This is a genomic window from Mucilaginibacter sp. 22184 (genome assembly GCF_052045695.1).
Taxonomy (GTDB): domain Bacteria; phylum Bacteroidota; class Bacteroidia; order Sphingobacteriales; family Sphingobacteriaceae; genus Mucilaginibacter.
In genome coordinates this window covers 366,437-377,929 of record NZ_JBQEPI010000009.1, presented here as the reverse complement: position 1 = coordinate 377,929, position 11,493 = coordinate 366,437, and the positions used below count along the sequence as shown (strand labels likewise).

Below are 11,493 nucleotides of genomic sequence, written 5' to 3'. Positions count from 1 at the left end.
ACAAAAACATCCGCTCCCAGGAGCCTATCTGTACAACAACTTTACTCTCTTTCAAACCCTAACTCAGAGGGGTCACTTTAGATTGGCGAAGAGGGGTCAATATCATTGGTATATCCACTGATCTCCAATCTTGTAAAAAGAGCTGTTGGTGAATAATTTTGCGTCGTTTTTTATAAGTTCTTCGAATGAAAAATTGACCTGATCTTTGCTTGTCCAATCGGGATAGTCATGAACCTGTTGTATTGAACTAATCACTGCCCTACTATTATTTTCATCCAAGTCCATCATCATACCGACTGATGCGAAACTTCCGTATGGAGTTGCCCGGTAAGATGCCCGGTTAAAGTATTTCCAGATCGTATTTTTAAAGTGAACCGGCAATCCATCCAAATCTTCAATTCTTATATTTTCAATTTGGTCAAAAAATTCTTTCGATGAATCTTTTATCGATAATTTCAAAGCTTCCCAGTTTTCTTGTAAGCGTGAACGGGTAGCGAATTGTGGGGTTCGCAGTAACAGGTTTTTAGATAGGTGCAACTTCATAGGCTTGAATGCTTCTGTCGAAATACAATTTTATTATCTGAACAGCCAGATTCTTTGTTTAACTGGCAATATTGAAATGACGAAATGCTGAGACAAGGCTACTACAGGGCTTCGGCTATCGCAAGAAGGGATGCTTTATCTGAAGTTTTCCGGGTAAAGGTCTGATGTCGGATCTGATTGCCAATAGGCTTTGGTGTCAACATCCATAATGGTCAGTCTTCCGCTGTGCCCTGCCCCGGTATCCACATTGATAATGTTTGCGATCCGAAGCGGGACTGTACTGGCGAGCTTTGTCGTAGTGGTATGTCCAATGAAGATTTCTTCAAAATTAGAAGCATTGAAAAAAGTTTCTCCCGCGTTTCCATTCATTCTAAAATGTGTGATGGCTTCCTCCCACAGTGATCTGTCCCAATAGTAAGCGCTTGTTTCTTGTGCTTCAAAAGACAGGTGCCTGTTAAATCCACCGTGAACAAAGCATCTGTTTTTTGGGTCGATATGGAATAGTTGTTGTCTTTCGAAGAAGGCTTTATGGGCTTCAGGAATATCGCTGGCATTTAATGAGGTTTTATAACCACAACGACTTTTGATGAAGGCAGCGTTCAAAATGGATGCGATCTCGCTGTTGCCAAAACCATTTTGCCTGAAGGTCTACTCAATCATTAAGCAAAAAAAATCCTTATAATTTATAAATAACAACTAATAGTTATTTATAAAAAATAGCCTTGTTTGTGTCAAAATAATATGTATATATTTATAATATCTAAATCATTCACAATAAAACATGACAACTTTAAATAATGTCCGCATGCGTGAGCGCTCAATGAAGCTTACCACGCTCCTGTATACCCTGAGAAAGCTGTTTAGGAATTTACAAAACTTATATTTCAGTAATAAAATGAATAAACTGCTGATGAAAATACAGCTAGAAAATAAATAATGGTGAAGAAATTAATACTCCTGCTGCCGTTTTTAGCTGCCTCATTAAACGGATTATCCCAACAATCGACACAAAACAACACGTTTATCCCACCGTCTCCAACAGCGGCCTCGCTGGGGAAATTTATTAATAACTACGGCAATTCATCTACCGGAGCGGTCAATGCATCCGTTCCTGTCTTTGATCTACAAACCGGGACATTGGATGAAAATATTCAATTAAGATATAATTCCAACGGATTCAAACCAGCCGAAGTTCCCGGTTGGATAGGTGCCGGCTGGACCATGAGCGGCGGAGGTGTCATCACCCGAACGGTGCGGGGACTCCCGGATGATACGTATATGTACGGGTATCTTAGTAATTTGACCGATGCTGCCGATTTTGACAATACACTCAGGAGCGGGCGGACGATCACTTTTGAGGTTTATGACCGGATCAATCATAATCAGTTTGATTTTCAGCCTGATTTATACAGTTTTCATGTTGGGAACTATTCCGGACAATTTTATATGGACTTTAGTGGGGATATCCACATCATGCCCTATCAAAATCTGAAAATCACCTATAGCAGAGCCGATGACCAAACTCATAATATCATTGCTGGTATTGAATCGTGGGTGATCAGTACACCGGAAGGGGATACCTATACGTTCTCCGATAAAGAATGGTCCAGGACACCTGCAACGGTCGCTACACAACCTTATGAGATCAAAACGGTCTCCAGTTGGTATCTTACCAACGCCACCTCAGAAAGAGGAGATTATATCAACTATCATTATCAGGGGACTCCGAATGTTTATCGGTATCAGGAATTTCCATCTGAGAGCATGGGGCTTGCCAGTTGTGCCACCTCTGGCGGGAGTCCTAGCGTACCAATGAATAATTTCTCAAAAAATCCTACCTGGCACGAGGTCATATACTTAAGTGAGGTTGAAACTAAATCAGCGAAAGTGAAGTTTTTTACAAGTGATCGGAATGACCCTTATCAGATACAGGAGACCGGTAGCACATATACCTTAAAGGACAAACAGTTAGATTCCATTGCTGTTTATAGCTTAAACAATCTGGCGGTACCATTAAAATCTTTTGCTATAAAATACAATAATCCTTCTGAGCGCACACGTGCTGTACCGGTGGAGTTCAGACAATATGCCAAAGGCGCAGGGGTATTTAACAAATACAATTTTGATTATTATTCATTTCCGAATGTTCCCTACAATTACATGGGTATCGATCACTGGGGTTATTATAACGCTGCCGGTAATGGATCACTTATTCCCAGAACAATCATCACCGCGCCAGCCTTGGGAATGAACGACCAACCAGTGGGAACAGCTGACAGGGGGGTAAACACCTCTGTTGCAGTATGTGGTATTCTAAAAAATATAAAATACCCAACGGGCGGACAAACAACTTTTGAGTACGAACCTCATGACTATAGTTTTGGATATGAACGAACCGTATATTTTAGTATCCCGGCCGTAAGCGCCTGGAAATATTATACTACGGGTGATGGGCCAGACATCGACGGGACCTTTACGATAGCACACCAGGCGGAAATTACCGCAACAGGTACGATCGAGATCAATGACGGCAGAGATTGCTTACAGGAAACGAGATCATATCCCCCAATAAAAAAAACCTTTCCTGCCGGTACGTATGATGTTTTTGACAATTTCCTGGCGGACGTCGTTGCCCAGGTAGATCCACGCAAGGTAGGTTGTCTTTACAGGATATCCATCAATATTTCCGGTAAGGACTATTACAAAGCCTTGATGGATTTCGGAGGAGGTGTCAGGCTGAAGAAAGTTACCAATTATGACGGCATAAATCATGCTAGTGATATGATTACCACTTACAAGTATAAATTGAATAATAGTGATTTGTCATCGGGGGTGATCGGAGCTGATCCCAAGTATTATTATTATTTTGACAGCAATCTTACCGTAGATGGCAATCCCCTGGGAGATCAATGCGATGCCATATTCGTATTAAGATCTTCAACAGTAAATACTATCCCGCTAACGCAGGGCAATTATATCAATTACCAGCGAATAGAAGAAATAAGGAACGATAATTCAAAAACGGTAAATTATTATACAACTTATAGAGATTATAGTGATTTTGACCCTGAGTTTCAAACGCCGGTAGCCAACCATAACTTAGGGACAACCGGTACTCAGGACTTTTTGCGGGGTAATCTACTGGGAACAGAAGTTTATGATAGCCAAAATAAACTGTTAACAAGATCAACACGAAGTTATAAAATTTCTGCCCCTAATACGTTCAGTCAATATTTTTGGACATCCATCCCGATCTATGTACAAGGTTTTCAAAGTGCTATAACGAACTTTGTCGGCGCCGCCCGGGAGGCCGCGACATTATACTACATGAATAAACAGCGGGATGTAACCTATAGCAATACAGATTCCGTAGTTGTGAACCATGACTTTTATTATGATAACCCACTCAACCTGCTTGTAACCAGGGATATTACGACAAAAAGTGACGGCAAAACCTATACAAAAGCCAATATTTATGGAGATGATTATGTTCCATTAACCATTTTTACCAATGGAGGCAATAAGCCAATTGAACAGGTGGTTTATTTAACCGATAACCAGGGTACCCGTATCGTTTCGGGATCGATCAATGAATACGGCGACAAGGGATTGTTAACCAAATCTTATAAACTAAAGGAAACGTCTCCAATAAGTCAGGCGAACTTTAAATTTTCGGCAAGCGCCAAAGGGCAGCTGCCTTATCCGTCATCGCACGGAAGTTATGTTCATGATGACCAATATGAAGACCTGGTAGCGTATCAGTACGATGGTACGGGAAACCCCGTACGGCTAACTCCTAAGGACGGAGCACTAATAGGGTATAAATGGGGTTATAACCAGGAATACCCGGTAGCCGAATGCAAGAATTCGTCGGAAGCCGAGTTTTATTATGAGGGATTTGAAGAGAGCACAGGAAGTGGTATAGTTACAGGCGTCGGGCACACCGGAAATAAATTTACGACTAATGCCGCAGTGAATTGGACCAGACCAAACACTAGAACTTATGTCATCAGCTATTGGTATAGAAGCGGTGGGATCTGGAGGTATAAATCAGAGCAGAGCTATACAGCCTCAAGCTTTACGATGACCGGGGGAGATGCATATGATGACATCCGTATCTATCCGCGAGACGCCCAAGTGACGACGTATACCTACGATCCGTTGGTGGGGATGACGAGCAGTACCGATCCCAAAGGAGAAACAACTACTTATGAATATGACAACTTCCAGCGTTTGTTGAATATCAAGGACAAAGACGGGAACATCGTCAAAAGTTTTACCTATCACTATTCGGGCCAATAAATTTACAACCTTATCCGGATGAGACGACACTTTAAATTCAGCATACTATCTGCCCTGATCCTATCAGCAGGGCCTGTAGCCTATAGCCAAACGACACCGCCTGGCGCAACGGCAGCTCAGAACTATGTGGCTACCTTTATGCCCCGGGCTGCGGGCATGACCACCAATACGGCATTGAATACCAATGCCAGTGATAAGAACAAGGTAGCGACAACGATACAATATTTTGACGGTCTGGGTCGTCCCCTGCAAACCGTGCAACGACAGGCTTCGCCCCAAGGCAACGATATCGTACAGCCTTTTGCCTATGACCAGTTTGGACGTGAAGCTGTCAAATACCTGCCCTATGTACCCCAGACAGGTACCGCCGGGAGCTATAAAGCCGATGCGTTGACGACAGGCGCGGGTCAAAGCCAGTTCTATGCTACCCCACCGGCGGGAGTGACGGCGATCAGCAACCCGTTCTCCATCACCAACTTCGAGCCATCCCCGCTGAACCGGGTGATAGAACAAGGTGCGCCGGGAATCGACTGGCAGCCAGCTGCCGGTCACACCCAGAAAATAGCCTATACGACAAATAACATTAAGGACATAACAGATACAGCGAATACCATGCTGGCGGCGCTTTATACCACAACGATCAACGCGAACGGAAGCCGGACCTTAGCCAAGAGCAGCAATTACGGGGCAGGCCAGCTTTATGTAACGGTAAGCAAAGACGAGAACTGGAAAAGCGGCCGCGGCGGCACTACCGAAGAATATAAAGACAAAGAGGGCCATGTGGTGCTGAAACGGACGTTTAACTATATACCCGCTAAAAGTAATCCGGCAGTCGCTGCCACTTTACAGATCCTGTCGACGTATTATGTATATGACGATCTGGGTAACCTGGCTTTCGTGCTTCCACCAAGAGCGCTTGCTGATATTGCCTTACCCTCAACGGTATTGCTCAATAACCTGTGCTATCAATATCGTTATGATGAACGTAACCGGCTTACGCAGAAAAAAATCCCGGGCAAGGGCTGGGAGTTTACGGTATATAACCGTTTGGACCAGCCGGTATTGACACAGGATAGCCTGCAAAGACAAAGCAACCAATGGACAGTAACCAAGTATGACGCTTTAGGCCGGGTGATCATGACCGGGCTGTGGAATGCAGGTACGGTATATGCCTTATCCACCCTTCAAAACAATATCTATGGGGTAACACAATGGGATACCCGTGATCAGACGAATAATACCACGACTTATCCAACAGGATACGTGCTGGGCAGTTACCCGGTGTTGACCAAGAGGTTAACGATAAACTATTATGATGATTATAATATCCCGAATCTTCCGGCAGGCTACCTGGTAACCAATGGTGTGAGTACCATGACCAAAGGGCTGCTGACGGCGAGTTTGACGACGGTACTGAATACGATAGCCAACGACAAGCCGGACACGCTTTGGGAGGTGAGCTATTATGATGATAAAGGCAGGAACATCCGGAGCTATAAACAACACTACCTGGGCGGTACCGTAAACGCAGGTAACTTCGATGTCGTGCTGAACACGTATAATTTCAACGACCAGGTGACCAGCATCAACCGGAGACATTTCACCACGGCCACAGGAGGAACACCTAAACTGACGATCATTAATGAGTACATGTATGATCACATGGGCCGGAGGACAAAAGTCTGGGAAAAGATCCAGAACGGGGGCCAGGCGGCAGACATCCGGACGCTGATCGCCCAAACAGCTTATAACGAGGTTGGCCAGGTATGGAAGAAGAACCTGCACAGCACGGATAGCACAAACTTCAAACAAACGGTCACCTATGGCTATAATGAACGTGGCTGGCTGAATACGAGCAGTGCGCCGTTGTTTGCCGAGCAGCTGTATTACAATACCAACAGCAGTAAACAATATAACGGCAATATCGCCTACCAATACTGGGGAACGCCGGGCAGCCTGACCAAGAACTATGCATATGTCTATGACCAGCTGAACCGGTTGACGGCGGCGGCGGCATCGACGGGCAATCATGAGAACAACATCACGTATGATCCGTTAGGTAATATCACGGGCTTAAACCGTTACCAGGGTGGCACGCTGATCGATCAACTGACGTATACGTACCCTACAGGCAGCAGCCAGTTACAGGCGGTAACGGATGCGACTACGAACAATGCCGGACAGAAAAGCGGGATAGCCAGTTATGCGTATGATGGCAATGGAAATCTTATCAGTGACAACAGCAAAGGGATCAGTAATATCGCCTATAACCTGCTGAACCTGCCGCAGACGATCACGGGCAAGAGCACGACCTATACCTATGATGCTATAGGACAAAAACTGTCCAGGCTAATAAACACAGCCAAGACGGATTATATCGGTGGCATCCAGTACGATGGTACAGCGGCATCATCAACGATCAGTTTTATCCAGACAGAAGAAGGAAGGGCTTTGCCCAAAGACGCCACCAGCTATAACTACGAATACACGTTGACCGACCATTTGGGTAATAGCCGGGTGAGCTTTGATACCGGCACGGGAACAGCCAGGCAAGTACAGGTAGATGATTATTATCCGTTTGGTATGGAGATCAGCACCAGTGTGGCCAGTCCGAAAAATGAGTATCTTTACAATAAGAAGGAGCTGCAGGAGAACCTGGGCTTGTATGATTACGGTGCACGGTTCTATGATCCGGTGATTGCGAGGTGGACGAGTATTGATCCTAAATCGCAGCTGCTAGAAATAGTTTCGCCATATATATATTCTTTGAATAACCCTGTGAACTTCATAGATAGAGATGGGGAATTACCTATTTTTATAAATGGTAGAGTGTTTGGTGGTGATTCAGAAAGAGGTAATGCTTCCTATTGGGATGCGCAACTACTTAGAACTATTGCCAGTTCCGGAATCCCCAATCCAGGAGGAACTTCATTTTATGTTGATGGGGACAGGTACATGTACAATTTCGGAAGCACTCATGAGGTTAGAAATGCAGGATGGCTAGAAGGTGGAGGGGTTCCTGAGAAAAGAAGAGATGCTGGTCGCGAAATCGGTAAAGAGGATTTCGAAAAGATACTTGCTCAACTTGCAAGAGATCCAAAAACGGGTAAAATAACTGAGAAAATACAAATCTATACACATAGCCGAGGGGCGGCATTTGGTGCTGGTTATACCGAAGCCTTGTTAGAAATGATTAAACAACATGCCGATGAATTTGCTGATGCAGAAAACGAAATTGATTTCGTCTATAATATGGGGCCTCATCAATCGTGGGGAGTCAGTGACCCCAAAGGTGTAGACGCATATTCAGACCACCATGACAAGGATTTCCTGTCAGGAAATTCCATGGGTGGAGTAAAGGCACACTTTGCAAGTAAGGAAACATCAGGTGGGGTATTTGGCCCGCATTCAACTACATCTTTTATAAAGGATGTAGGGGCGTTTTTAAAAGCATTTAAAAATAGCAAAGGCGACCCGAAGAAGGTGATTGACGACTTTGTAAAGCGAATGAAAAAGGATTATAACATTCAAGTAACGGTTAAAGAATAATGAAACAAATTAAGTTATTTATAGTTAACACGATTCTGTTCGTGGTACTTTTTGTAGTCTACTACATGACAGGGTTCTTTTTAGGATTAGCATCTAATGATAATCATAAAACGGAAAGTTGGCTACTATATATAGGATTTGTGTGTTTACATATAGCTCTCAACGTGACGTTTACTGTCAAGCTAAAGAAGTATTCTTTGGAAATTATTACTTTGAGTTGCTTTTATATACTAATACTTTACGGTATTGTTGCATACATCTATAGATGAACATCTGCTGACGTATGCTTGTAGCGCATGAACAAGGATAGATAAGTAACCAGTAAGCCCAACCACACAAAGATTGGGCTTTAACTTTTTATAAATCATTATTGTTTTGGCATGTTAGATAAGGCCATCGGCGATGTCCTTGTCATCTCGGGCGTTAGACAAATAATTAAGTTTGATTAAGCAGTAACAGCGAAAACCTGTTACTGCATATGACTTTCGAAACTCGCTATTCATTGATTGCTGTTGTCAGGTAGCCTATCCCGGCCCGTTGATGTAACAAAATCTAATATTACTTTTCATTCCTTACTTTATTAAATGAATATAGAGGAAGAAATTTCAATAAATCAATATGGTCAAGGACTATTAGATAAAAATGTGATTATAACTAAATGGAAAGGCAATATGAATTTACGTAATTATCTGCATGGCTTATCTAATTTGATATTGCAATCAAAACCTGTTGAAGCCGATATTGAGCTTGCTATATCTGATAGCGGTTTGAAGCCTACATTTACTCCTTGTGTACTACTTAAAAATGGGTTGAGCCGCTCATCATTGGATAAAATAAGAAGCTTGCCCGACAATGAATTGGAAAAGGTTTTGATATTGTTTATATCATTATTCAAAAGCGCCTACATTAGACGCTTTAATGCAGAGAAAGAAAATCCTAATAAATGGTGGTACTGGGACTTGTCTAATGAGCAAAATATTAAAGCAATCAAACAAAAAATTCAATGAAGAACCTAATCCTATTACTACTGCTAAACACGGCCTTCACAGCCAAAGCGCAAACAGCGCAACAGGACAGCGCCCATATGGCGCTCCCTTTCTGTTTACAAGGTCAGGGTCTTTTCGCTAACCACGCTTCAATGGCTTTCACTGTATCACCATAAAACACCCGGTAAGTATGCTCCGTGACATAACCGATATGAGGCGTCGCGAGGACATTCGGCAAAATCCGCAGCGGATGTTCACCAGGTAGGGGTTCGGTGTCGTAGACGTCAAGGGCGGCACCGGCGATTCGGTTGTCTGTTAAGGCGGTGACAACAACAGCTGTTGAAGCTTCAACAGCTGCTTATGTTGAGGAAGCGGCTGTCCAAGTAGGAGCTGAGAGAGAGCCTCAGAGATACATGCAGCCGTTCCGCGCAACTCAGACAAGGACTACTATTGCAGTTGCCGATGCTGTTGACGAACAAGGTAATCAAATAAGAGTCGTTGGATCAAGTGAACCGAGACTAAGGGCCGCGCAAAGAGCAATGCTCAAGCCAGGAGAAGTTGAGGCAAAAGGTAATGGTCATGCTGAAGTAACGGTATTAGATCATTTACGAGTTAATAATTTGAGTATAAGAAGTATCGGTGCCAGTAGACCTGTTTGTGCAAATTGTAATGTTGCAATCGAAAGTTTTGGGATAAAAGCAGCGACTCCATTGAAGTTACCCAAGGAATATTTATTTATAAAAAAATAAAGAAATGGATATTTATAGAAAGGAAATAGAAGTTGATTTAATTAAGCTTTCCCATACAGGAAGATTATTGTTTGCAGTACTTACATCCGAAAGACTTTATCCGAATTATGTATTATTTCAAAACCAAAATGGTTGGGGTAACAACGAAGTACTACAGCAAGCAATTGTACTTATTTATGAATCGATTCTTCACCCCGATAAAATGGATTTACGGTTCATAGAAGATGCTATTTCCGAGGTCGATTTAATCACTCCTGATACCGAACAGTTTCCAGGAATATTGACATCCTTTGTGCTGGACGCATGCACTTCAGTTTATAGCACATTAAGCTACTTGCTTGATCATAAGCTTGACAATATCATTGATGTTGCAACATACGCAAGAGACACGGTGGATATGTATATCCAAGAAAGAGATGACATGGGCTATCAAGACCCTGATTTTGAAATAAAAATTGCTAATGATAGGTTTATGGTTGCCGAGAAAAAAAGGCAAAAAGATTTAGCAATTTCATTGAGCAAAATGAGTGATGCTGAAATGGTGAGTTCTATCAATATTTTAAGAGACCAAACTCCAATTGTTGACTTTAGCCTACTTCCATATTAAGTTCATATAAAGTTTAAATCCTCTTGTTTTATAATAAATGTTGCTGCTGCTGACAAGATGGTTTTATAAGCCTCTCAATGCTATTTATTCACAAAAACAACAACTCGCCGATAACGCCAACAAGATTCAACAAATCGGAATTCAAAAAAATGATAAAGAACGACAGGTAAAAATAGCACTTGCTTCCGCATACAACGATCTACTGGATGCCATTTCCTCCTGGCAACAGAAATTTGAGTTTATTAGTCCTGCAAATGGCAATGTACAATTTCTTGATTTTTGGCGCGAGAATCAATTTATCTCACAGGGGCAGGAAATATTTAGCGTTGTTTCAAAAGAAAACAAACCATCCGGTGAATTGATCCTTCCTTCTAGTGGTGCTGGTAAAATAAAAATTGGTCAGGAAGTAATTGTTAAACTGGAAAACTATCCATACCAGCAATATGGTACCATAAAAGGAAAGGTGCAAAGTCTATCATTAACCACCAACCAGTCAAGAGATAAGAACAACGCTTTTATAAATAACTATCTGATCACTGTTAGTCTGCCGAACTCTCTTAAGGCCAACTTTGGTTCAGCTTTAGATGTCAAATCTGAGCTAAGAGGAAGCGCTGATATTATTACGGATGATCGAATGTTTGTCGGAAGATTGTTTGATAATTTAAGAATAGTTACAAACGATAAATAGTTTATGCTTTTTCATCTGCGGATTAAATAATAATCAATAAAAATATTAACTAAATTGCCTAATCTTTTA

The 11,493-nt window shown here is 42.4% G+C and carries 10 protein-coding genes; 7 read left to right on the top strand and 3 right to left on the bottom strand.

Annotated features, from left to right (window positions below; genetic code table 11):
* Positions 1-102: 102 nt before the first annotated feature.
* Positions 103-543 carry a lantibiotic dehydratase gene (locus ACTJKG_RS21450; RefSeq protein WP_440740378.1) on the bottom strand — a complete coding sequence of 147 codons (441 nt, stop codon included), beginning with the start codon at positions 541-543 and terminating at the stop codon, positions 103-105.
* A 135-nt stretch (positions 544-678) separates the two neighbouring features.
* Positions 679-1,146 (bottom strand): hypothetical protein, encoded by a 468-nt coding sequence (locus ACTJKG_RS21445; protein ID WP_440740377.1) that lies wholly within the window; start codon positions 1,144-1,146, stop codon positions 679-681.
* Positions 1,147-1,479: 333 nt separating this feature from the next.
* Between ACTJKG_RS21445 and ACTJKG_RS21440 the strand changes: the two genes are divergently transcribed.
* From ACTJKG_RS21440 to ACTJKG_RS21425, 4 genes are all read left to right on the top strand, one after another.
* Entirely contained in the window at positions 1,480-4,845 is a 3,366-nt protein-coding gene (locus ACTJKG_RS21440) for a hypothetical protein (RefSeq protein ID WP_440740376.1), read from the top strand.
* Between the two features lie 18 nt (positions 4,846-4,863).
* On the top strand, positions 4,864-8,394 hold the full coding sequence (locus ACTJKG_RS21435) for a DUF6443 domain-containing protein (RefSeq protein ID WP_440740375.1): 3,531 nt from the start codon (positions 4,864-4,866) through the stop codon (positions 8,392-8,394).
* A 584-nt stretch (positions 8,395-8,978) separates the two neighbouring features.
* On the top strand, positions 8,979-9,401 hold the full coding sequence (locus tag ACTJKG_RS21430; protein ID WP_440740374.1) for a DUF5958 family protein: 423 nt from the start codon (positions 8,979-8,981) through the stop codon (positions 9,399-9,401).
* A complete protein-coding gene (locus ACTJKG_RS21425; protein WP_440740373.1) occupies positions 9,398-9,556 on the top strand; it encodes a hypothetical protein in 159 nt (52 codons plus the stop codon). The genes ACTJKG_RS21430 and ACTJKG_RS21425 overlap by 4 nt, the downstream gene beginning before the upstream one ends.
* Here ACTJKG_RS21425 and ACTJKG_RS21420 read toward each other — a convergent pair.
* On the bottom strand, positions 9,505-9,684 hold the full coding sequence (locus tag ACTJKG_RS21420; protein WP_440740382.1) for an NAD(P)-dependent oxidoreductase: 180 nt from the start codon (positions 9,682-9,684) through the stop codon (positions 9,505-9,507). The two genes, ACTJKG_RS21425 and ACTJKG_RS21420, sit on opposite strands and share 52 nt — an antisense overlap.
* Before the next feature lie 19 nt (positions 9,685-9,703).
* On the opposite strand from ACTJKG_RS21420, the gene ACTJKG_RS21415 reads away from it, so the two are divergent.
* From ACTJKG_RS21415 to ACTJKG_RS21405, 3 genes are read left to right on the top strand one after another with little or no spacing between them, the layout of a single operon-like run.
* On the top strand, positions 9,704-10,129 hold the full coding sequence (locus tag ACTJKG_RS21415) for a hypothetical protein (RefSeq protein ID WP_440740372.1): 426 nt from the start codon (positions 9,704-9,706) through the stop codon (positions 10,127-10,129).
* 4 nt (positions 10,130-10,133) lie between these two features.
* Complete coding sequence (locus ACTJKG_RS21410) at positions 10,134-10,736, top strand: DUF416 family protein (protein ID WP_440740371.1); 603 nt, start codon at positions 10,134-10,136, stop codon at positions 10,734-10,736.
* Positions 10,737-10,773: 37 nt separating this feature from the next.
* On the top strand, positions 10,774-11,424 hold the full coding sequence (locus ACTJKG_RS21405; protein WP_440740370.1) for an HlyD family efflux transporter periplasmic adaptor subunit: 651 nt from the start codon (positions 10,774-10,776) through the stop codon (positions 11,422-11,424).
* The last annotated feature ends 69 nt before the right edge of the window (positions 11,425-11,493 follow it).